Source organism: Paenibacillus sp. FSL R10-2736, from assembly GCF_038000245.1.
Lineage (GTDB): Bacteria > Bacillota > Bacilli > Paenibacillales > Paenibacillaceae > Paenibacillus_AQ > Paenibacillus_AQ phytohabitans.
The window spans coordinates 2,755,417-2,775,539 of sequence record NZ_JBBOBN010000001.1; the positions used below are offsets into that span (position 1 = coordinate 2,755,417).

The 20,123-nt window shown below is 50.5% G+C and carries 27 protein-coding genes; 21 read left to right on the forward strand and 6 right to left on the reverse strand.

Features of this window, described 5'->3' with window-relative positions:
* The first annotated feature begins 126 nt into the window (after window positions 1-126).
* The gene (locus tag NSQ73_RS11790) at window positions 127-480 is read left to right on the forward strand and encodes a hypothetical protein (RefSeq protein ID WP_042138203.1); all 354 of its coding nucleotides are present in this window, start codon (window positions 127-129) and stop codon (window positions 478-480) included.
* Window positions 481-755: 275 nt separating this feature from the next.
* Here the strand turns inward: NSQ73_RS11790 and NSQ73_RS11795 are convergent, their stop codons facing one another.
* The 4 genes from NSQ73_RS11795 to NSQ73_RS11810 all read right to left on the reverse strand — a co-directional run bounded on the left by NSQ73_RS11795 (window position 756) and on the right by NSQ73_RS11810 (window position 2,516).
* On the reverse strand, window positions 756-899 hold the full coding sequence (locus NSQ73_RS11795) for a hypothetical protein (RefSeq protein ID WP_340986574.1): 144 nt from the start codon (window positions 897-899) through the stop codon (window positions 756-758).
* Window positions 900-966: 67 nt separating this feature from the next.
* Entirely contained in the window at window positions 967-1,254 is a 288-nt protein-coding gene (locus NSQ73_RS11800; protein ID WP_039309385.1) for a YxcD family protein, read from the reverse strand.
* Window positions 1,254-1,679 carry a membrane protein gene (locus tag NSQ73_RS11805; protein ID WP_039309423.1) on the reverse strand — a complete coding sequence of 142 codons (426 nt, stop codon included), beginning with the start codon at window positions 1,677-1,679 and terminating at the stop codon, window positions 1,254-1,256. The genes NSQ73_RS11800 and NSQ73_RS11805 overlap by 1 nt, the downstream gene beginning before the upstream one ends.
* Before the next feature lie 258 nt (window positions 1,680-1,937).
* Window positions 1,938-2,516, reverse strand: coding sequence for a beta-class carbonic anhydrase (locus NSQ73_RS11810; protein ID WP_039309384.1), 579 nt, complete (start codon window positions 2,514-2,516; stop codon window positions 1,938-1,940).
* 276 nt (window positions 2,517-2,792) lie between these two features.
* Here NSQ73_RS11810 and NSQ73_RS11815 point away from each other — a divergent pair, with 276 nt between their 5' ends.
* The 8 genes from NSQ73_RS11815 to trmD all read left to right on the forward strand — a co-directional run bounded on the left by NSQ73_RS11815 (window position 2,793) and on the right by trmD (window position 9,290).
* Window positions 2,793-4,310 (forward strand): carboxypeptidase M32, encoded by a 1,518-nt coding sequence (locus NSQ73_RS11815; protein WP_340986576.1) that lies wholly within the window; start codon window positions 2,793-2,795, stop codon window positions 4,308-4,310.
* Between the two features lie 93 nt (window positions 4,311-4,403).
* Window positions 4,404-5,051: a PAQR family membrane homeostasis protein TrhA gene (gene trhA / locus NSQ73_RS11820; RefSeq protein ID WP_039309379.1), complete on the forward strand. Its 648-nt coding sequence runs from the start codon at window positions 4,404-4,406 to the stop codon at window positions 5,049-5,051.
* Between the two features lie 148 nt (window positions 5,052-5,199).
* Complete coding sequence (locus NSQ73_RS11825; RefSeq protein ID WP_039309377.1) at window positions 5,200-5,556, forward strand: putative DNA-binding protein; 357 nt, start codon at window positions 5,200-5,202, stop codon at window positions 5,554-5,556.
* Window positions 5,557-5,577: 21 nt separating this feature from the next.
* On the forward strand, window positions 5,578-6,966 hold the full coding sequence (gene ffh, locus NSQ73_RS11830; protein ID WP_042138192.1) for a signal recognition particle protein: 1,389 nt from the start codon (window positions 5,578-5,580) through the stop codon (window positions 6,964-6,966).
* Window positions 6,967-7,358: 392 nt separating this feature from the next.
* Complete coding sequence (rpsP, locus tag NSQ73_RS11835) at window positions 7,359-7,631, forward strand: 30S ribosomal protein S16 (protein ID WP_039309374.1); 273 nt, start codon at window positions 7,359-7,361, stop codon at window positions 7,629-7,631.
* 22 nt (window positions 7,632-7,653) lie between these two features.
* Entirely contained in the window at window positions 7,654-7,884 is a 231-nt protein-coding gene (locus NSQ73_RS11840; protein WP_019910364.1) for a KH domain-containing protein, read from the forward strand.
* 93 nt (window positions 7,885-7,977) lie between these two features.
* Window positions 7,978-8,502 carry a ribosome maturation factor RimM gene (rimM, locus tag NSQ73_RS11845; protein WP_076246971.1) on the forward strand — a complete coding sequence of 175 codons (525 nt, stop codon included), beginning with the start codon at window positions 7,978-7,980 and terminating at the stop codon, window positions 8,500-8,502.
* Window positions 8,502-9,290, forward strand: coding sequence for a tRNA (guanosine(37)-N1)-methyltransferase TrmD (gene trmD, locus NSQ73_RS11850; protein WP_340989258.1), 789 nt, complete (start codon window positions 8,502-8,504; stop codon window positions 9,288-9,290). Before rimM ends, trmD begins: the two co-directional genes overlap by 1 nt.
* Before the next feature lie 920 nt (window positions 9,291-10,210).
* Here trmD and NSQ73_RS11855 read toward each other — a convergent pair.
* Window positions 10,211-10,405 carry a hypothetical protein gene (locus NSQ73_RS11855; protein ID WP_039309369.1) on the reverse strand — a complete coding sequence of 65 codons (195 nt, stop codon included), beginning with the start codon at window positions 10,403-10,405 and terminating at the stop codon, window positions 10,211-10,213.
* A 229-nt stretch (window positions 10,406-10,634) separates the two neighbouring features.
* Between NSQ73_RS11855 and NSQ73_RS11860 the strand changes: the two genes are divergently transcribed.
* Complete coding sequence (locus NSQ73_RS11860) at window positions 10,635-10,892, forward strand: hypothetical protein (RefSeq protein WP_042138189.1); 258 nt, start codon at window positions 10,635-10,637, stop codon at window positions 10,890-10,892.
* A gap of 52 nt (window positions 10,893-10,944) precedes the next feature.
* Here the strand turns inward: NSQ73_RS11860 and NSQ73_RS11865 are convergent, their stop codons facing one another.
* On the reverse strand, window positions 10,945-11,895 hold the full coding sequence (locus NSQ73_RS11865; protein ID WP_340986578.1) for a hypothetical protein: 951 nt from the start codon (window positions 11,893-11,895) through the stop codon (window positions 10,945-10,947).
* A 273-nt stretch (window positions 11,896-12,168) separates the two neighbouring features.
* On the opposite strand from NSQ73_RS11865, the gene NSQ73_RS11870 reads away from it, so the two are divergent.
* The 11 genes from NSQ73_RS11870 (at window position 12,169) to NSQ73_RS11920 (ending at window position 20,068) form a co-directional block, all read left to right on the forward strand.
* Window positions 12,169-12,471, forward strand: a complete 303-nt coding sequence (locus tag NSQ73_RS11870; RefSeq protein WP_144026165.1) for a hypothetical protein — start codon at window positions 12,169-12,171, stop codon at window positions 12,469-12,471.
* 242 nt (window positions 12,472-12,713) lie between these two features.
* Window positions 12,714-13,058 (forward strand): 50S ribosomal protein L19, encoded by a 345-nt coding sequence (gene rplS / locus NSQ73_RS11875; protein ID WP_039309361.1) that lies wholly within the window; start codon window positions 12,714-12,716, stop codon window positions 13,056-13,058.
* Window positions 13,059-13,263: 205 nt separating this feature from the next.
* Window positions 13,264-13,884 (forward strand): signal peptidase I, encoded by a 621-nt coding sequence (lepB, locus tag NSQ73_RS11880; RefSeq protein ID WP_076246963.1) that lies wholly within the window; start codon window positions 13,264-13,266, stop codon window positions 13,882-13,884.
* 29 nt (window positions 13,885-13,913) lie between these two features.
* Entirely contained in the window at window positions 13,914-14,774 is an 861-nt protein-coding gene (gene ylqF / locus NSQ73_RS11885) for a ribosome biogenesis GTPase YlqF (RefSeq protein ID WP_039309356.1), read from the forward strand.
* Window positions 14,775-15,410: 636 nt separating this feature from the next.
* A complete protein-coding gene (locus tag NSQ73_RS11890) occupies window positions 15,411-16,022 on the forward strand; it encodes a ribonuclease HII (RefSeq protein WP_340948925.1) in 612 nt (203 codons plus the stop codon).
* Window positions 16,023-16,090: 68 nt separating this feature from the next.
* Window positions 16,091-17,593 (forward strand): hypothetical protein, encoded by a 1,503-nt coding sequence (locus NSQ73_RS11895; RefSeq protein WP_340986579.1) that lies wholly within the window; start codon window positions 16,091-16,093, stop codon window positions 17,591-17,593.
* Window positions 17,590-18,294: a hypothetical protein gene (locus tag NSQ73_RS11900; protein ID WP_340986580.1), complete on the forward strand. Its 705-nt coding sequence runs from the start codon at window positions 17,590-17,592 to the stop codon at window positions 18,292-18,294. The genes NSQ73_RS11895 and NSQ73_RS11900 overlap by 4 nt, the downstream gene beginning before the upstream one ends.
* On the forward strand, window positions 18,291-18,593 hold the full coding sequence (locus NSQ73_RS11905; protein WP_340986581.1) for an EscU/YscU/HrcU family type III secretion system export apparatus switch protein: 303 nt from the start codon (window positions 18,291-18,293) through the stop codon (window positions 18,591-18,593). Before NSQ73_RS11900 ends, NSQ73_RS11905 begins: the two co-directional genes overlap by 4 nt.
* Window positions 18,594-18,610: 17 nt before the next feature.
* On the forward strand, window positions 18,611-18,976 hold the full coding sequence (locus NSQ73_RS11910) for a YraN family protein (protein WP_340944781.1): 366 nt from the start codon (window positions 18,611-18,613) through the stop codon (window positions 18,974-18,976).
* Window positions 18,977-19,109: 133 nt separating this feature from the next.
* Complete coding sequence (locus NSQ73_RS11915) at window positions 19,110-19,523, forward strand: hypothetical protein (RefSeq protein ID WP_340986583.1); 414 nt, start codon at window positions 19,110-19,112, stop codon at window positions 19,521-19,523.
* Window positions 19,524-19,558: 35 nt separating this feature from the next.
* Window positions 19,559-20,068, forward strand: a complete 510-nt coding sequence (locus NSQ73_RS11920; RefSeq protein WP_042138178.1) for a metallophosphoesterase — start codon at window positions 19,559-19,561, stop codon at window positions 20,066-20,068.
* The last annotated feature ends 55 nt before the right edge of the window (window positions 20,069-20,123 follow it).

Consider the following 20,123-nt stretch of genomic DNA (forward strand, 5'->3'; position numbering starts at 1 on the left):
TTTGCTTTGGTATAGAGGCGGAGGAATTACAGCAAGCGGGGTGGAGGGATGGCAGCGGGCTAGGCACCCTGGGCTGGGCATGTGCATAGAATGTAGCAAATCCATTTATACGGAGGTTAAACATTCATGTCGACATATCATAGTGGCCCGCAAACAGCGGTTATCTATCAGGCTGACCCTGCGGTGGTCCAGCATCTGCACGGTGTCCGCGATTCTCTGCACCAGTCCTGCAAGCCTTATTTGAACCATAATGTGAAGGTACAGACCATCGATGGACAGATGCATGAAGGCACCATTGCCGGCATGGACAGCAAACATCTGTACCTCACGGTGACTATAACTACAGAAACGGGACGCGGATACTACAATCCGTATTACAAGCCTTATCCAGGTCCAGGTTATCCGTATCCGGGGCCGGTGAATAATAATGTCATCCTGCCGCTGGTATTATTCGAACTGCTGGCAATTTCGTTAATCTGAGCCGGGTGCGGGCCGGAGAGTTGCCCGGATGCGTGCTTGACCGCTGCGGCTATTGTAATAAGTAGAGTAAGTAGAGGGAATAACCTGCTCATGCAAAAATAACCGGATCAGCATCTTGCCGATCCGGTTTTGTGATGCGGTTTCTGCATGTAATAAGCTGCCGGATGATTTATCTGGCAGTTGAAGTGCTGCTGACCGGCTTCAGCGCAGAACCTGATGTGAGGACAGGCTGGAACCAGCAGGGTGGAATGCTGCGAAGTTCCCGGCAGTATTACTTATTTGCTGCCGGAATCACCGCTGCTGAGGCTGATGCTATCGGCTTGAGCTGTGCCTGATTTCAGCGTGTACTGGATGATGTCGCCTGCCTTGAGCGTGGACAAGGCGATCGTAGCCTCTGTACGCTTGCCATCGGTAAACAACCCCAACCCCAACCCGCAAGCACAAAAAAACCGCCCGCTGAATGCATCAGCGGACGGCGTATGAGTTTTACATAGTGACAACTGCGGTGATTTCCTCGTCCAGCTCCAGGCGTACATTTTCACGGTAAGCGCGGATGCCGTATTCGCTGTGCAGATAACGCAGAATCGATTCAATCAGATTGGATTCGACCAGGAACTGGCTGCGGCCCTGAACCCAGACCTCTGCGGTGTAGCCGGTGTCTTCATCCCAGCTAAGCTCCACCCGGACTTCCTCCACCCGTACAGCCTTGCGTTCAGCCATATGCAGGCAAATAGCATTGATAATCTCGTCCATACTGAGTACGGTAACACTCATTAGTAGCGCCCGTCTCTTTCCTGCATTCTGCGCCGTTCCTGTCTGCGCCGGAAGAAGGACATGATCATCATAACGACAAGATAAATGGCCAGCATGTTAATGAAGAGGCCGATGATATTGCCGAAAGCGCCCATGCCGGAGAACATTCCGCCGAAGAGGAAGCCGGCGATCCCGCCGATCATCAGGCCTTTCATCAGGCTGCCGCCGCTGAAGAATCCGCGGTTTGCATTCGTTGTGCTTCCGGCCGTGGTGCCTTTGGTGCTATCACTTTGTTTCACATTGTTTGTTGTTGATTTCTTCGGGGTAGTGGTGAATCCCCGGCTTCCCGATTTGAAGCCGCCGCCACGGCGGGCATCTGCAAAGTCAGGAGCAGTTACGGCAAAGAACAGAGTGAAGGCCATGACGATCATCATTACACGTTTCATAGATTTCATTTAGTACGAGAACCTCCCAGAAGTGTGGTAAATACAGACATTCCAGAATCTGCAGCGGACAAAACCATTCTTTTAACGATTAGCATCCGTCTTGTTCACATTAGTTTCTGTGTGTCTGCCCGGTAATACGCAGGTTACCCTCAGGAGGTTTCAATTTTTAATAATCACAAATAGAAATGTTAACTGGCTTCAAGGTTCCTGCAGGCAAAAAAAAAGTGCGTGGATCCTGGATCCACGCAAACAGCAGTTTCAGAGAGTTGCCTTATGCTCCGCGTATCCATCCGAGACAAGCTCAAGCGCTCCGGTTGCCGGATCGATGATCATGCCGTGAATAGGTACGTTTGGGGGGAGTAAGGGATGGCGCTTGATCAGCTCCACAGTCTGAATTACCCCTTCCTCCACATTGTCAAACCCGCGCAGCCATTTGGTCAGCTTAATTCCCGAATTCTCCAAAGTATCGAGCACCTGCTCCGAAACGCCGCGTTCCTTAATAGAATTGATCATCCGGTCCGCATTCAGGGAGGCCATGCCGCATTCATAATGCCCGACGACGATAACTTCATCCGCATCCAGCTCATACAGCGCAACCATTACGCTGCGCATTACGCTTCCGAACGGCTGGGAGATGACGGCTCCGGCATTTTTGATGATTTTGACATCGCCGTTCTTGAAATTCATCGCTTTGGGCAGAAGCTCAACTAACCGGGTATCCATGCAGGTGATGATCAGCATTTTTTTATCCGGAAAGCGGCTGGTCAGATAGGCTTCGTATTCTTTTTCCTCAACAAAATGCTTGTTAAATTTCATAATTTCTGTGACCTGACTCATGAGCATGCTGCCTCCTCAAAGTTAAATGATAATAGACTTCTTCTGAAATCCCCTCATACAGCCCCCCCTTGGGAAGCTTACGCAATAAGTTGTTATCCATTCTACATCTTCTTGCCGCGAACTTAAAGTCAGTAATCAGAATTCCCCGGATTCACTGTATTCATTAGAATATAAGTATTTCAAATTGAAGATGTCTATTCTGAATTTGATTATAGCCATTAATAAAAGTATCATCAAGAGGAGTGGATAAATTAGACAAGGGCAGGTGCTCAACCAATGGAACAATTGGTCAAAGAAGAGTGGGATAAATTTAAAGAGCTATTATCCAAAATCAGAGGCTATTATGAAGCTATTGGGCTCCTGGGCTGGGATTTGCGTACAGGTGCGCCGCGTAAAGGTGTGGAGATGCGATCAGCCACGCTTGGCATGCTGAGTGCAGAAGCGTTCAAACTGCAGGTATCGGAGGAGATCGGTGCTTTTACCGAATTCTTCAGCCGTCCGGAAGTGATGAGCCAGTTAAGCGATAATGAGAACAAGATCGTGAAGGATACCCGCAAAGAGTACAGCCGCAGTAAGAGCATTCCTTCCAAAAAATTCGAGGAGTACTCTGTCCTGACCGCCCATGCCCAGACCATCTGGGAAGAAGCCAAGGATAACAATGATTTTGCCTCCTTCGAGCCGTACCTGACCAAGATTGTTGAGTTCAAACAGGAGTTCATCGATTATTGGGGAGTAGAAGGCTCACGTTATGATACGCTGCTGGATATGTATGAACCGGATCTGACGGTGGCCAAAGTGGACGACATCTTCAGCCGTCTGCGCAGCCGTCTTGTTCCTCTTGCCGAAGCGATCAGCGCGTCGCCGAACAAGCCGGATACGGAATTCCTGAGTCAGATTTTCCCCAAAGAGCAGCAGGAGAAGTTCGGCCTCTTCCTGCTTGAGCAGATGGGCTACGACTTTGAGGCAGGACGTCTGGATGAAAGCGTACATCCGTTCGCTACAGGCCTGAATCCCGGCGATGTACGCATCACAACAAACTATCTGCTGGATAATGTGACGAGCTCGATCTTCAGCTCATTGCATGAGGGCGGACATGCCCTGTACGAGCAGAATTTCGGTGAAGAGATTATTGGTACACCGCTGGCTCAAGGCGCATCCATGGGGATTCACGAGTCCCAGTCCAGACTATGGGAGAATATGATCGGCCGCAGCCGGGCCTTCTGGCAACGTTACTACGGCGATCTGCAGCAGCATTTCCCGGAACAGCTTGCTAATGTGGAAATGGAGGATTTCTACCGCGCCATCAACAGTGTTGGCAATTCCTTCATCCGCATCGAAGCCGATGAGCTGACTTACAACCTGCATATTATTGTACGCTACGAAATCGAGAAGCTTATTTTCAACGAAGGGCTTGAAGTGAAGGATCTGCCGAAGACCTGGAACGCGAAGTATCAGGAATATCTCGGCATAACCCCTCCTACGGATGCGCTTGGCGTGCTGCAGGATGTTCACTGGTCGGGAGGAGACTTCGGATATTTCGCTTCTTATTCACTGGGCAACATGTACGCGGCCCAAATGCTGAATACGCTGCGCAAGGAGCTGCCGGAGTTCGAGGAGCTGATTGCTGCCGGGAACCTGCTGCCGATCAAAGAATGGCTTACCGACAAAATCTACCGCTACGGTCAGAGCCTGACACCCTCGCAGATTATCGAGCAGGTAACAGGGGAACCGCTGAACCCGGATTATCTGGCGGATTATCTGGAAGCGAAGTACACTGACCTGTACAAGCTGTAACCGGAGAAGTAATCCTTGCGGCTGCCGTAAGCTGGAAGGACCTCAGGGAAAGAGCTATAATAGAAGGAAACCGCAAATGGAAGGAATAGTGGGATGGCTAATACTCACACTTACAGCCGCAAGGAAGAGGTTGCGAACGCGATTACACACGGGATTGGTGCAGTATTAAGTATTGCTGCGCTGGTTCTGCTGGTCGTATATGCTGTCCAGAATGGTACGGCCTGGCATGTTGTCAGTTTCTCCATATATGGGGTAACTATGCTGTTGCTGTATTTTAATTCAACAATGGTGCATAGTCTCAGGGACGGCAAGGCGAAGGACTTCTTTGAATTCCTCGACCACTCTTCAATTTATTTGTTTATCGCCGGAACGTATACACCTTTTATGCTGGTAGCGATCCGGGGGCCGCTGGGCTGGACTTTATTCGGGATCGCCTGGGGAGTAGCTGTGTTCGGCGTCTTTTTCAAAGCGTTTTTCGTCAAAAAGTTCCTGTTCATGTCGACGATATTCTACATCGCCATGGGCTGGATGATCGTGATCGCCTGGAGCCCTCTGTCTGAGGTTGTGGCCAGCGGCGGCATGACTCTGTTGATGGTAGGCGGTCTGCTGTACACGCTTGGCACAGTTTTTTATGTGTGGCGCGGCTTCCCGTACCATCATGCCATCTGGCATTTGTTCGTGCTTGCAGGGACGATTCTTCACTTCTTCGTTGTATTCTTATACATCCTGCCGATTCACTAAGCAGGCCGGAATTTACCTCCGAAATGCCGGTTTCGGGCAAAGAAAAAGATGACAAGCAAAAAGGCTTGACATCTTTCTTTGTTTTCGGTATCATAAGGGACGTTGTGAAGCTGTAAAGTGTTTTTCCTTGACGAAGGGAGTGCCCTTAATGAGTCAGGAGAATAGGCTCGAGAAAACCAACCGGATCAACCTGCTATTTGCTTTCTACGAACGGCTGCTTACTGACAAGCAGCAAACGTTTCTCAAATATTATTTCCACGATGATTTCTCCCTGGGAGAGATTGCTGCGGAATTTGAAATCAGCCGTCAAGCTGTGTATGAGCATATTAAGCGGGCGGAGCAAGTTCTTGAGAATTATGAAGAGAAGCTTGGACTGCTGTCCAAGCATGAAGACCGCAACAGATATTTAGAAGAACTGCGCAGACTGCCGGACAATGGGATGCTGCCTGAGCAATATAAACTGCGGTTCACGGACATCGTGGATCGTTTGCAGAGGTTAGAGTAGCATGAAGGGAGCAAGCCGCATATGGCATTTGAAGGTTTAACCGGAAGATTGCAGAATGTGTTCAGCAAACTGCGCGGCAAAGGGAAAGTATCCGAAGAAGACGTAAACGAAGCCATGCGCGAAGTGCGGCTGGCCCTTCTGGAAGCCGATGTTAACTTCAAAGTCGTCAAGGACTTCGTGTCCAAGGTGAAAGAGAAGTCCGTCGGCAAGGAAGTGATGGACAGCTTCACGCCAGGCATGGTCATTATCGACATCGTTAACAAGGAACTGACTGAGCTGATGGGCGGAAGCCAGGCGAAGCTGGCGAAGTCGAACAAGCCGCCGACCGTCATTATGATGACTGGTCTGCAAGGTGCGGGTAAGACAACCACTTCGGGCAAGCTGGCGAAGCTGCTGCAGAAGGGCAATCACCGCCCGTTGCTCGTAGCGGCTGACATCTATCGTCCTGCGGCGATCAAGCAGCTGCAGGTGCTGGGAGAGCAAATCAAGGTGCCGGTCTTCTCGCTGGGTGATCAGACAAGTCCGGTGGAAATCGCCAGACAAGGTGTTCAGCATGCGAAGGACAATAACCTCGATTATGTCATTATCGATACTGCAGGCCGCCTGCATATTGATGAAGAGCTGATGGAAGAGCTGAAGCAGATACATAACGTCGTAACTCCTGACGAAGTGCTGCTTGTAGTCGATGCCATGACCGGTCAGGATGCCGTGAATGTGGCTGACAGCTTCAACAAGCAGCTGGAGCTTACCGGCGTAGTGCTGACGAAGCTTGATGGTGACACCCGTGGTGGTGCCGCGTTGTCCGTCAAGGCCGTAACCGGCTGCCCGATCAAATTCGCTGCTCTTGGCGAGAAGATCGACGCGCTGGAGCCGTTCCATCCGGAACGTATGGCATCACGGATACTCGGTATGGGCGACATGCTGTCGCTGATCGAGAAGGCTCAGGCCAATATCGATACCGAGAAAGCGAAGGAAATGGAACGTAAGATGCGTAATGCGGAATTTACGTTCGATGATTTCCTGGAGCAGATGGATCAGGTCAAGAAGCTTGGCCCGATCGACCAGATTCTTGATATGCTGCCTGGCATGAACAAAGCCAAAGGCATGAAGGATCTGAAAGTTGACGATAAGCAGATGGGACGCGTCGAAGCCATTGTTCATTCCATGACCAAGGCCGAGAAGGCCCAGCCTGAGATCATCAACCACAACCGCCGCAAGCGTATTGCTGCCGGCAGCGGTACCAACGTCGCCGAGGTTAACCGGCTCATCAAGCAGTTCGATGAAATGCGCAAGATGATGAAGCAGTTCTCCGGCATGATGGGCGGCGGAGGCAAGGGCGGCAAGAAGAACGCCATGAAGCAGCTTAAAGGCCTTGGCGGCAAGGGCGGTATGAAGTTCCCTTTCCGTTGATCTCTATAAGGTTTACCATAGATCAGATATAGTACAACATCAGATGATTGCAAGAGTTTTGATCTTTATAGATCAGACATAGTACAACATCAGATGATCGAGAGTGGTTTTGATCCTAGTCTCTTGATCTCAGTCTCTTGATCTTTTAATCTCTACCCTGTATCAAGGTAACGCCGCAGTCAAGCGTATCCCGCAGGGAGGAAAAGCGATCTTACCCCGAACAACTCCAGGTCCCGCCAGTCTGAACGCCTACGCTAGTTGCACTTAGCCGGGTGTCCAGAGGGCAGAGCCCTTGGGGCCCTCCCTTGGAAGGGAGGGTTTGGGAGGGATCGAAAAAGGTTTGTCCCAAAGGTTAATAATAATTCCGATATTCTTATAAGGAGGTGAATTTCGTGGCAGTACGTATTCGTTTGAAAAGAATGGGAGCACATAAAGCGCCTTTCTACCGTGTAGTGGTTTCCGATTCCCGGTCCCCTCGTGACGGTCGTTTTATCGAGGAAATCGGTTATTATAATCCGATTGAAGTACCGGCAATCGTTAAGATTGATGAGGAAAAAGCTCTTAAATGGCTTCAAACAGGTGCACAAGCATCTGATACCGTCCGCAACCTGCTTTCTAAGGCTGGCGTGATGAAGAAGTTCCATGAGCTGAAGCAACAGAAATAATGACTGATTGCGAGGGTCCTCTATGGAAGAATTAGTTGGTGTTATTGCTAAGGCTTTAGTGGATCATCCAGAGGATGTGACCGTACGGACCGTGGAGAAGGATCACCTGATTGTCTATGAGCTCTCCGTACATCCTGATGATGTCGGTAAGGTCATCGGCAAGCAGGGGCGGATCGCCAAAGCGCTTCGTACCGTAGTTACATCTGCAGCAGTCAAGAGCGATAAACGCGTTACCGTAGATATTTTATCTTAAGTGTGCGTACAATGAGGGGCTAGGGATAGTATATCCCGGCTCCTTTTTGTTGAAATATATAGATAGTCGAAACTTGTCAAAGGAGAGGATCACATGACGGAAGAGTTAACAGTAGGCAGACTGGTGAATACCCACGGTATCCGCGGAGAGGTCAAAATCCTGTCGCATACCGATTTCCCGGAAGTGCGCTTTGCACCCGGCAAAAAGCTGCTGCTGATTCCGGCGGACGGAAGCCCGAAATTCGAGGTGACGGTAGAATCCGCGAAAGAACACAAAGGTATGTTTATAGCCAAGCTGAAGGGCTATACCAATATTAATGAGGTGGAGAAATATAAAGGCAGTATGCTTAAAGTGCCGAGCGATGACCTGGTGGAACTGCCGGAGAACGAATATTATTTCCACCAAATCGTTGGCTGTGAAGTGTACACCGATGAAGACGCCAGCCAGCCGCTGGGTACAATCACGGAGATTCTGCAGCCGGGTGCCAATGATGTCTGGGTGGTGAAGCCAGCCAAAGGCCAGGATATTCTGATTCCGGTCATCAATGATGTAGTGCTTGACGTGGATATCGAGGCCAAAAAAATCACGGTGCACATTATGGAAGGGTTGCTTCCATGATCCGGATTGATGTGCTGACACTCTTTCCGGAGATGTGTGAAGGTGTATTCGGCACAAGCATACTCGGCAAAGCCCGTGACAAAGGCATCGTATCGCTGAATGCGGTGAACTTCCGTGATTTCTCAGGAAACAAGCATAACAGCGTGGATGATACGCCGTATGGCGGAGGCGGGGGGATGGTGCTTAAGCCAGACCCGATCTTTGCGGCGGTAGAGCATGTGCTGGCCGAGACCAGCGCTGAAGCAGGTGCGGCTGAATCCGCTATAGAACCGGCGGCGAAGCCGCGGATTATTCTCATGTGTCCGCAGGGCCAGACGTATAATCAGCAGATCGCAGAGGAGCTGGCGCAGGAGCAGCATCTGATCTTCATCTGCGGCCATTATGAAGGCTATGATGAGCGGATCCGCGAGCATCTGGTGACGGACGAGCTATCGATTGGCGACTATGTACTGACCGGCGGTGAATTGCCTGCCCTGACTGTCATTGACTCGGTAGTGCGGCTGCAGCCGGGGGCGCTGGGTAACGAGACCTCTGCAGTAACCGACTCCTTCAGCACGGGGCTGCTGGAATATCCGCATTATACCCGTCCTGCAGAATTCCGCGGCTGGAAGGTGCCTGATATGCTTCTGAGCGGACATCATGCCAACATTGAGGTATGGCGGCGCGAGCAGGCGCTGCAGCGCACACTTGAGCGCAGACCGGACCTGCTGGAGACAGCAGAGCTTTCGGCGAAAGACAAGCTGACACTGAAGCGGCTGCAGGAGCAGGCAAGCCTGAGTAACAAATAAATGAAAATTGGGCCCGGAGAAGAGTCATAGATAGCGTCTTTTTAACGTATATTACGTTAGGGAGGCGTTTTTTGCTATGTGCTGAGAAGTGGAGACTGATCAAATCCATAGAACAAATTAGCAGACACAGAAGATTCACACATAAAATAAGAGCGGATGTGCGTTAATGCCCTTTTTTTAGGGTAATGAATAGAGGTGCCGCGATCATACATGCAGCTTTAGACGCAGCTAGCTTAATTATCGAAAGGAATGACTGAAAGTGACTACGAATACGCATGAACCCTTCAAGCCAGCCGTGGACACTGTCCACAAGGAGGCGGAGCCGCTCCGCACAGTAAGCGATATTATTGATTTCTATAAGAATCGTAAATCGTAACCCTCTAACTCAAGGAATGAACAAGACCCTGGAAGCAGGTTCCATAGGCTCGGTGATACTGTAGCAGAGCACACAAATAACCGCTAAAGACAGACGGACCCTAAGTTCGCTGGCTTTAGCGGTTATTTATTTCGTGATGGAGTGTAGAGAACAGAGCTATAGACACAAAATAACCCGTCTACATTCTGATCCCATAAAAAAAGACCGTCCGTAGACGGTCTTTCTACCCGAGGCGCTAGTTTGTACCTTTGATCCGTATCCCGCGCCACCAAGGCCAGTGATTCAGCCGTTGGTCCGGGTAAGGGATACGTTCAGCATGTCATGCTTGATGTGAACGCACCTCCTTTCCTTGTGCCAAGAGTATAGCATAGCTTATATGAAAAATCCATAAAATTTGAATAATAGTTTTAAAAAAATAAATATAAAATGTACTTGAAAGTAAAATAATTTAGGTTCGAATCCTGTTACTCCGATCCAAAAAACACTTCCGTCAGGGCCGTTAGCTCTGTGGAAGTGTTTTTAACTTTTATGCGAATAACGCCGGTTAAGCTCTGCCCCTGTCCCTATCCTGGCGGGTAAGCATGATGATCCCGGTGACCAGTGAATATACAGCAACAACCATAAGCAGTACAATAGCCCAAGTATAATTGCGCACCGTGTAGGTGAGCGATGTGAATATGATGAACCAGGCGATACGAAGTACTCCTTCATTAATGAAACGTCTGCCTGCTGTGCTCATGATTCCTGCCTCCTTATGAATTGTAGATTATTGTTCACAATCGTAAGCGCTTCAATTCGTATTATTATCTTAATAATACCCCTTTTCTTCGAAAAATGATACACAATGTTCACAAGTTCTTGAATTCACAGCTGCAATAATTATAGACATTTGCCTCATGGCTATTGCCGTTACCGGCTTATCCCTCCCCTCATAAGATACAGAAACACGATTGAGGAGGAATCAGCAGATGGAAGCTTATTATAATTGTCTCCATTGTAAAAATAAGCGGGTGCGCATTATGACCACTGACGGCAAACGTCATGAAGGGGTTATTGTGGATGTGGACCAGAACAATGTGTATCTGAAAACAAAAGGCAACGGCAAAATGAAAACCTCGGCATTCTATCCGGGGGGCGCAGGGAATTATTATGGGGGGTACTTCGGCTATGGCAGCGAAATCCTTACACTCAGCCTGTTTACTTTGCTGGCCATTGCGCTGATCTGATAAGAGCACAAATTAAAAAGTGGGCTCCTGGAAAACAGGAACGCCCACTTTTCTAATTATTAACGGATATTGCTCCAATCTGGGTAGTTAGCGTTACCAGCGGACCGCCGCCGTTATAATCCTGCTTGCCGCCTGCAGCGCCGGCTATATGGCCCAGCTCACTCTCAGCTTCCACAGTACATTGTACTGAACTGGCAAGATCGGCGGATATTTTACCTATATCGCTTTCAGCTTTAAGACTACTGCCGCTATCCATACTGGAAATACCAAGCTCGATACTTCCTGTATTAGACTTAATTGAAGATTTGCCTGTGAAAACAGTATCCTGAAAAATGATGCTTCCGACATTGCTGACGATATCAAAGGTACCCTGCAGACCGCGGAGCTGTGTGGAGCCTACATTATTATTGATCTCAACATGGTTCACTGTATCCGGAAGCTCAACTACATAATTAATACTGAAGTCTGAATGCCCGTATTCCTTCTGTGACCAGTCCCAGAGATTCTTCTTCGGGCTATCCTCTCCGTGAGCGGAGACGGTCAGCACGCCACCTTTATGTTCAATCGATACTTCAGCGTGGTCAAGTACCTCGGAAGCGGCGTCGTTAGACGAACGTTCGTGGACAACAACGGTGGCTTTGACAACAATCTTGTCCCCGGAAGCGGGAACTAAGCTGATTTCACCCAGAACATTATCAAGCTTAAATTCAGAGGCTGAACCCGCCGGCAGGGAGGTGGAGAATTCTCTGCTGATACCCTCATCATTAATCTTTTGTTCAATCCTGTCTGTTGTCGTCTGGACTGCATCTCCTAGCGAGACGGTTGCCTTTCCGATGCTCTGCTTAACCGCCTCTGCGGCTTCCTGCTGGAAGTTTCCGGACAGACGCTGCTCCAGCTGATGATCTGCTGCCTCTTTACCGGGAAGCTCCCTGCATCCGGCCAGTAAAGCGATGGAAAAGACGGCTACTGCTGCAACAATTGCGGTGTTGTGATTTTTCTTCAATATATATACCCTCCTGAAGGTTAGTAATTTGCTTATGTATATTTATTATTATATATTATGGAAAATATATGGATAACGGGCTGGCGGCGGGTTGCTGTACTGGACCATAGTCCAGTACAGCATGTTGACTACATTTTGATGATGCAATATGTTAAACTAGCGTTAGATCTAAAGACCGGAATAATCATTCCTGGCAGCTGGAACAGACCGACACAGAAGGTAAGGCGGAACCAGGTCTGTTTACTATTTTGACTGATGAAGTCAGAGGAGCGGATGAGCCAAATGCAATATGCGGCGGTCTTCATTATTTTGTTGGTTGGTGCAGTTGTTTATGTAATTTCCCGCAACCGGATGAACAGGGAGCAGCCTCAGGCACCAATAACGGTTAAAGCCAGCAACGTAATATCTATGGAAGGGCACCGCAAGGCTAAGCAGAACGCTGCAGATCAGCTTTGCTCTTCCTGTAAGAAGAGAAACGGCAAGCTGGTTTTTTATGCCCAGGATAACGGAAGTGTGGTCGGACTCTGCAAGGATTGCAAGGTCAAAGCGAAGAAACGGGATATGCTGCCACTCTAAACAAGTAGCAACGCTATGCCGTCCTTAACAGGACGTTACCGTTTCAGCGAGAAATAGAAGGGGAATTTATAGTGCGAAGCATATATATTCTTCTATATTGAATTTTATACTTGTCTTTATTTCTGCCGTGTGGTAATATTATTTCTGTTGTGTGGAATACGGTGGTCCTCTGCGGATAATGAGGGAGAGCAATGGCTCTCCGGAAGAGGCAAGAACACCTGTACGGAAGGAGGAAGTCCTAAATGAATATCCTACAAGCAATTACGCAAGAGCAACTTCGCAAAGATATCCCGAGTTTTCGCCCGGGTGACACTTTGAAGGTGCATGTAAAAGTTATCGAAGGAACTCGTGAACGGATCCAGTTGTTCGAAGGCGTTGTAATCAAACGTCGCGGCGGTGGTATCGGTGAGACTTTTACAGTTCGTAAAATCTCTTATGGTGTTGGTGTGGAAAGAACATTCCCAATCAACTCCCCTAAGCTCGAGAAAATTGAAGTGGCTCGCCGTGGTAAAGTTCGTCGTGCGAAGCTGTACTATCTTCGTGAACTTCGCGGTAAAGCTGCAAGAATTAAAGAAATCCGTCGCTAGAATAGCGGCAAGTGAAAGGGGCTTGAGTTCAAGCCCCTTTCGTTTATTCTTACTATGTAATGAAAACATTGATTTAAGAAATATGTGCCTTAGGAACAGCTTCTCCGAAAAGGCCTCCTGAAGGAGTAATCGCGGGGGAGTTTTTGGCAGGAGTTTTTTTGTATTGTATAGTGGAGATAACAACATATGGAGAGGACGGTGAACTATGCAGCAGGATTTGCAGCCCGGGCAAGGTGAGATCATAGAATCTGACGGCCAAAGCCCCCGGAAGCCAAAAAATGAAGTCCTGGAATGGATTAAAGCGATAGCAATTGCATTGGTTCTGGTTATTCTAATACGCTGGCTTTTGTTCAAACCGTTTATCGTGGACGGACCTTCCATGCAGCCTAACTTCCATACTGGCGAACGGGTTATTGTTAATGAAATTCTCTATGATATTCGTACACCTCAGCGTGGTGAAGTCATCGTATTCCATGTGCCGTCTGAAGGCAGAGACTTCATTAAACGTGTCATCGGTGTAGCAGGCGATACGGTGAAAGTTGAAGGGGATGTCGTAACTGTGAACGGCGAACCGGTAAATGAAACGTATATCCAGGGTGCAATTGATGATGCGCATAATAACAACTCTTTGTACAACAATAAGAACTTCCCGAATGAAGACTTTACGGATGGCACAGTGCCTGAAGGACATGTGTTTGTGATGGGGGACAACCGCTCAGACAGTACAGACAGCCGGATGATCGGTTATGTGCCGCTGGGTGATATTGTCGGCCGTGCGGACCTTATTTTCTGGCCGGTCAAAGATATTACAGTAATTAACCATTAAGCTGACAGAAGTCAAAGGAGGTGACGGCAATGGCCATTCAATGGTTTCCTGGTCATATGACGAAGGCTAGACGGCAAATTGAGGATAAGCTGAAGCTGATTGATATTGCAATAGAACTGCTTGATTCCCGTCTGCCGCTTTCCAGCCGCAATCCGATGATTGACGATATTTTGCGGGATAAGCCAAGGCTGATTATTCTGAATAAAGCGGATCTGGCCGATCCGGAAGCAACGCGGAAGTGGCTTGCTTACTTCAAGGAACAGGGCCATGTTGCCTATCCTGTGGATGCTTCTACCGGGACAGGCATTAAGGAGATTCCTGAGCAGGTCAAGCTGCTGCTGAAGGAAAAGATTGACCGGCAGATTTCCAGGGGAATTAACCCGCGGGCAATGCGCGCATTGATCGTCGGTATTCCCAACGTAGGCAAATCGACACTCATTAACCGGATGGCGGGCAGAAGTATCGCGATTACCGGAGACCGTCCAGGGGTCACCAAGGGCCAGCAATGGATTAAGACAGGCGGGAATCTGGAGCTTCTGGATACCCCGGGTATCCTCTGGCCGAAGTTCGAGGACCAGGTTGTAGGCTATAAGCTGGCGGTAACCGGAGCGATCAAGGAAGAAATCCTGAACATTGAGGATATCGCGTTCTATGCGGTAAAATATCTGGTGAAGGATTACGGCAGCCGGTTCCAGGAGCGTTTTGGCATCGACAAGCTGCCTGAGGATCTGGAGAACCCGGACGAGATCGTTGCTGTGATGGAAGCGGTAGGACGTAAACGTGGCTGTCTGCTCAGCGGCGGACGCGTAGATCTGGAGAAGGCTTCACGCGCACTCCTGCATGAGCTGCGCGCCGGCAAGCTTGGACGATTTACGCTGGAGACGCCTTAACTAAAGAATGAATTTTGGAATGGAAGAGCCATCCGTGTTTGTGGACTGGCTCTTTTTTGCGTGGCAGGACGGGGAGTTGGCGATGGGGACGGGTAAGTGCGGAGAACTGTTGTACTTAATGCAACTATGGGTTATGGATAACTGGGTGTTCCGCTGGATTGTTGTATGAAATACAATAATAATCCCGTTAAGCCGCTTGGAGGAGGGGGAATGCTGCAATCTATACAACATTTTTGGGATTGGAGCGGAACTAATGAAGGAAAAGTTGTATTTGCTGCAAGAATGTTAATTGGGGGACTGTTACGATGCAGCGGCTAACCCGGCTATTTAATGGCAAGCAAGGATAGATAGAAACGCAAAAGAATAACGAAAGCGAAAAGAAGTGTTTTGGACTTGAAGGAGCGACAGCGAGCAATTGTGTTAATCAGTTTCAACTGCGGATAGAGGATTAGATCAAGTAATCCCGTGTTACCAAGCGGCCGGAAATCGAAATATCCAACGCAGGGAGAGCTGAGCTTCAAGTCAAAAAATCATTATAATGACGGATGACCATAATGGCCGCGTATGTTAAGCTGGCTAGTAGAGGAACTGGATAAATTGCTGATTGGCAGGTGGATAGAAGTGAGCACAATAGATATGCTGTTGTATGAAAAAGAAGGCTGGGAGCTGTCTTATCAGCACATTGCCGGTGTAGATGAAGTGGGCCGGGGCTGCTTGTTCGGGGATGTGGTGGCTGCTGCGGTAATTTTGCCGGCCGGGCTGATTATTGAGGGTGTGGATGATTCCAAGAAGCTGACGGCCAAGAAGCGTGACGCCTTGTATGAGATTATTATGGATCAGGCACTGGCGGTAAGTGTAGGGCATGTAGAATCGGCGGTGATCGATGAAATAAATATTAAGCAGGCTTCGCGTCTGGCTATGCGCAAGGCGGTTGAAGGATTAATCCAGCAGCCCGATTATATGCTGATTGATGCAGAGAAAGTGGACTTGCCTTTGCCGCAGCGTTCGATCATCAAGGGGGATGCCAGCAGCCAGTCTATTGCTGCCGCCTCGATTGTAGCTAAGGTTACACGCGACCGGCTCTGTGAAGGCTTGTGGGAGGAATTATACCCGGATTACGGGATCAAATTACATAAAGGATACGCAACCAAGCTGCACCGGGAACAGATCAAGACGCTGGGTGTAACGCCTATGCACCGGCGCAGCTTCATCGGTAATATTCTTGCCGAGCAGCAGACATTGTTCTAAGGATAGATGCAGTTATCAAAAGGACAAATAATTCCGATATTATATAGAAGAGACAGGAGGCGGACAACATGAATATCGGATCACTCATTCGCGGCTTGCTCGGGGACAGCAAGGCGGGAGAGCCTAAATCTGTAGAGCTTAAGGAAGGTCAGGTTGTTCGCGGCGTTGTACTCAGTGTGTCTGATTCAGGCAAGGAAGCCGTGGTGCAGATTCAGGGGACGCCTGTCCGTGCTGAACTGGAAACACCGCTTACGCCTGGACAGACCCTGAACCTGCAAGTGGGTACACCTGGTGAGAACGGATTGCCGGTGCTGAAGCCTGTCTCACTGGGTGAAGCGGCCCTGGCCTCACCGCAGAGTATGGGGGAAGCTATTGAATCGCTTGGCCTTACGAATTCGAAGGCAGGGCGGGAGATTGTTCAGGCGATGCAGTCCGGCGGATTGGCATTGACCAAAGAGACGGCGGCGAAGCTGGATGCGGTCATGAATGCCAAGCCGCCTGGTGTGCCAGCCTCGGAATGGCTGGAAGCGGCCGTCATCTCCGTGAAGCGCGGGTTGCCGGTTACGGCTGAGACGGTGAAGGGGCTGCAGCAGGCGGTATTCGGTCCGAAGCTGCATCAGCTGCTGGCCACGCTGGAATCGGAGCTGAACGTGTGGGCCCAGCAGGGTGATGCTGGTAAGAGTGCAGAAGGGGCAGGAGGGAATAAACCTGCGGCGGGAGTGCTCACAGGCGGCACCACAGCTCCTGTGACCGGAAATACGGTAACGGCTGGTGTGCTGCCGGGAGCCAATGCAGATGTTGACCTTCCGGCAGTGAGAGCTGGCGCAACAGGTAATAATGCTCCTTCGGGGGCAGCCGGTTCTGTAGAGACCCAGTCTGGATCAGGAATGGTAAGTAACACTGGGAGTAATAATGGTAACGTCAATGCTGGCAATACGCAAGCAATAGGAAGTGCTGGACAGGCTGCTGCAGCTTTGAATGCAGATTCTGCAGCAGAGGGGGAAGTGCCTGGAGGTCTGGCTCAGAAACTGCCGTTGTCCGAGGCGGCGTCCGCCAATAAGGCTGTATCCGCAGGAGATGCAGAGCCTGCGGGAGCAGGAGCGCCCAAAGGAAACGGCAGCACTGACCCGGCAGGCTCCCGCGCTGCTGCGGCTGGTCAGAATGAGGCCGCAGCAGCACGGGAGGGCTCGGGAGCCGCTGCGGCTGGCCGGACCGAGGCCGCAGGAGCACGGGAAGGATCGGCAGCGGCTGTGGCTGGCCGGAACGAAGCCGCAGGAGTGCGGGGAGGCTCTGGAGCCGCTGCGCAGGTAAGCAGTGCTCCGCAGCCGCAGAGCACATCATCGGGCACTGCCCTGCTCGCGAAGCTGCAGGGCGTGCTCACCGAGCTGCGCGGCACGCTGCCGCAGCTCGCCATTGCCCCGCCCGCCTCCGGCGCGGCGGGCGAAGGACCTGCGGCCGCGCAGCCGCCGCAGGGCAATGCCGCCCCGCCAGCACCGGCGGGGCAGGGCAAGTCCCCGCTGCTCCGCGCGGGGACGCCTCTGCTGCGGCTGCGCAGCCGCAGCAGAGCATGACGCCCGCCCCCGACACGGAGTCGTGGGTGGGGCGGGTGCTGAAGCTGCTCGGTGCGGAGCACGAGCAGCAGGCCGTGCGCGGCGGCGTTGCCGCGGCTGCGCACGGGCGTGAGGCAGCGCTGCCGGCTGCGGCGCTGCAAGGGGCGTCCGGCGGCGCGGAGGATGCCGCCGGTACGCTCAAGGGCGTGCTGCTGCAGGTTCTCGGCAGCAGCGAGGCCCCGCCCGCGGTCAAGGAAGCCGCGGGCCAGCTGGTGCAGCAGCTGACAGGACAGCAGCTGCTGCTGAATACAGACCGCACCGCGCCGTTCGCGCAGGTGACGATGTTCCTGCCGCTGCGGGGGCCGGACGGCCAGGAGACGGCTTCCGTCCATATCCAGTCCCGGCGCGGCCGCAAAGGCGAGCTGGATGCGGCGAACTGCCGCCTGTGGTTTGATCTGGATATGAAGCAGCTCGGCCAGACTATGGTGGATGTACAGGTCGTTGACCGGATTGTCAGCCTTAAGCTGCATAATAATGAACCCTGGGTGCTGGAGCTGCTGGAAGGGCGCCGTGAGGACATTAAGACAGCGGTTGAATCTATAGGGTACCAGCTGTCCAGCCTGCGCACGGAGCCGTTGCCCGAGCTGACCACGGCTGTAGCTCCTGCCAAACAGTCCGATTATGTTCCAGATTCCTACAAAGGAGTCGATTACCGCATATGAGTGAGTCTGAACATAAGGTTTCACAGAACCTCAAAAAGGCGGTTGCCCTTAAATATATCCCCGGCCAAAGCGAAGCCCCGGTTGTTGTTGCCAAAGGACAAGGCTCGGTAGCCGATATCATTCTGCAAAAAGCCAAGGAAAACGGGGTTGCTGTGCAGGAGGATGCCGCGCTGGTGGAGGTCCTCTCTAAGCTGGATCTGGATCAGCAGATTCCGCCTCAGCTATACCAGCTGGTCGCGGAGATTCTGAGTTATGTGTATCAGAGTGACCGTTCTGCCGGGGAACGGATACCGAAGTGAGTCACGGGGCGGACAGGATGAATTATACCCGCAGGCAAAAAGGGACTGCTGCCGAGCAGGCGGCAAGTCTGTATCTGTCCTCCCGGGGATACATAATCAGGGAATGCAACTGGCGCTGCCGCAGCGGAGAGCTTGATATAATTGCTGAATATGAAGAGGGAATTGTCTTCATTGAAGTGCGCAGCCGGAGCAGGGCAGGTGTGCAGGGAACCCCGGAGGAGTCAGTGGATGAACGCAAAATCCGCCAGGTGAGAAATACAGCCCAGGTGTATTTACATATGCAGGGTCTGCATGATGCGGTGATTTCCTTTGATGTAATCGCCGTACAGCTAAATAGAGATTTAAGTATTGCTTCACTACGGCATATCCGTGAGGCATTTTAGCTCTTTTTTTGCCTGTATTCAACGATTTTGCTTATTTATCCTTGACATATCATGGACTCCATGGGTCATTTCTCGAAAGAAATGGGTAAACATTAGTGTAACTTTTAATGTCACCATGAGGAGGGCTGTCCGAGTGAGAAATCAACCGATTGATATACAGGTAAGTTTTACTTGCCAGCATTGCGAGCACAGAGTCGTAGCGGAATTGGGCGGAGAGCCTCTGTCCGTTGTCTGCTGCAGCAATTGTAATAAGACATTTACCGTTATGCGGCCTGCAATAGCGGAAGAGATATTAATTGACTGGGAGCATGAGGCTTTATTCCATAAAATGCGTGCGGAAAAAACGGAAAGCAGCAACAGCAGCCTGTTGTCACTGGTCATCAATGTCATCGAGCTGCTTACCTGGAAGGATAAGGGGAACGGTCAGGTAGAGGCTATTAAGGAAATGCGTCAATGGCTGATCGAACATGAGGAAACCCCACCTCTGGCCGAATTGATTCAGGTTGACGTGAATCGGCGTTCGACCAAGAGAAACTGGAATAAATGAACCATTCCTGAAGTACTTGAAATGGGGGAGCTGTTTTGACTAATGTCTTTTTCACCTCGGATCATCATTTTGGCCATAAGCTGATCATAGATTTCGAGTCCCGTCCCTTTGGCAGTGCCGGGGAGATGGACCAGTCGATGATTGCCAGTTGGAACGCTGTGGTGGGCAAAGGGGATAAGGTATTTCATCTGGGGGATTTCTCGTTCTTGAATCAGGAGGCTACCCGGAATATCGTTTCTGCGCTGAACGGCTACAAAATCCTGATTCTCGGTAATCATGACCGCGGACGCGGGCGTAATTGGTGGCTGGAAGCCGGATTTGACGAGGTCAGTGAATACCCGATCATTTATAAAGAGTTTTTTATGCTCTCCCATGAACCTATGTATATGAACAAGCATATGCCTTACGTAAATGTGCATGGTCATATTCATGGACAGAAATATGAAGGCAACAGCCATTTTAACATTTGTGTAGAGCACTGGAATTATGCGCCGCTGTCCTTTGAACAGATCAGGGATGCCGTTGTGGCCAGTGAGGAAGGCTGAACAAATTGATTCTCTAGTCATAGATGCACAATTATGCAAGACGGATGGGAATTGG

What these genes read in the sequence shown, in the direction of transcription:
- NSQ73_RS11790 (WP_042138203.1), top strand. Translation starts at nt 127, where the DNA reads ATGTCGACATATCATAGTGGCCCGCAAACAGCGGTTATCTATCAGGCT.
- NSQ73_RS11800 (WP_039309385.1), bottom strand. Translation starts at nt 1,254, where the DNA reads ATGAGTGTTACCGTACTCAGTATGGACGAGATTATCAATGCTATTTGC.
- NSQ73_RS11805 (WP_039309423.1), bottom strand. Translation starts at nt 1,679, where the DNA reads ATGAAACGTGTAATGATGATCGTCATGGCCTTCACTCTGTTCTTTGCC.
- NSQ73_RS11810 (WP_039309384.1), bottom strand. Translation starts at nt 2,516, where the DNA reads ATGAGTCAGGTCACAGAAATTATGAAATTTAACAAGCATTTTGTTGAG.
- NSQ73_RS11815 (WP_340986576.1), top strand. Translation starts at nt 2,793, where the DNA reads ATGGAACAATTGGTCAAAGAAGAGTGGGATAAATTTAAAGAGCTATTA.
- trhA (WP_039309379.1), top strand. Translation starts at nt 4,404, where the DNA reads ATGGCTAATACTCACACTTACAGCCGCAAGGAAGAGGTTGCGAACGCG.
- NSQ73_RS11825 (WP_039309377.1), top strand. Translation starts at nt 5,200, where the DNA reads ATGAGTCAGGAGAATAGGCTCGAGAAAACCAACCGGATCAACCTGCTA.
- ffh (WP_042138192.1), top strand. Translation starts at nt 5,578, where the DNA reads ATGGCATTTGAAGGTTTAACCGGAAGATTGCAGAATGTGTTCAGCAAA.
- NSQ73_RS11840 (WP_019910364.1), top strand. Translation starts at nt 7,654, where the DNA reads ATGGAAGAATTAGTTGGTGTTATTGCTAAGGCTTTAGTGGATCATCCA.
- rimM (WP_076246971.1), top strand. Translation starts at nt 7,978, where the DNA reads ATGACGGAAGAGTTAACAGTAGGCAGACTGGTGAATACCCACGGTATC.
- NSQ73_RS11855 (WP_039309369.1), bottom strand. Translation starts at nt 10,405, where the DNA reads ATGAGCACAGCAGGCAGACGTTTCATTAATGAAGGAGTACTTCGTATC.
- NSQ73_RS11860 (WP_042138189.1), top strand. Translation starts at nt 10,635, where the DNA reads ATGGAAGCTTATTATAATTGTCTCCATTGTAAAAATAAGCGGGTGCGC.
- NSQ73_RS11870 (WP_144026165.1), top strand. Translation starts at nt 12,169, where the DNA reads ATGAGCCAAATGCAATATGCGGCGGTCTTCATTATTTTGTTGGTTGGT.
- rplS (WP_039309361.1), top strand. Translation starts at nt 12,714, where the DNA reads ATGAATATCCTACAAGCAATTACGCAAGAGCAACTTCGCAAAGATATC.
- lepB (WP_076246963.1), top strand. Translation starts at nt 13,264, where the DNA reads ATGCAGCAGGATTTGCAGCCCGGGCAAGGTGAGATCATAGAATCTGAC.
- ylqF (WP_039309356.1), top strand. Translation starts at nt 13,914, where the DNA reads ATGGCCATTCAATGGTTTCCTGGTCATATGACGAAGGCTAGACGGCAA.
- NSQ73_RS11890 (WP_340948925.1), top strand. Translation starts at nt 15,411, where the DNA reads ATGCTGTTGTATGAAAAAGAAGGCTGGGAGCTGTCTTATCAGCACATT.
- NSQ73_RS11895 (WP_340986579.1), top strand. Translation starts at nt 16,091, where the DNA reads ATGAATATCGGATCACTCATTCGCGGCTTGCTCGGGGACAGCAAGGCG.
- NSQ73_RS11900 (WP_340986580.1), top strand. Translation starts at nt 17,590, where the DNA reads ATGACGCCCGCCCCCGACACGGAGTCGTGGGTGGGGCGGGTGCTGAAG.
- NSQ73_RS11905 (WP_340986581.1), top strand. Translation starts at nt 18,291, where the DNA reads ATGAGTGAGTCTGAACATAAGGTTTCACAGAACCTCAAAAAGGCGGTT.
- NSQ73_RS11910 (WP_340944781.1), top strand. Translation starts at nt 18,611, where the DNA reads ATGAATTATACCCGCAGGCAAAAAGGGACTGCTGCCGAGCAGGCGGCA.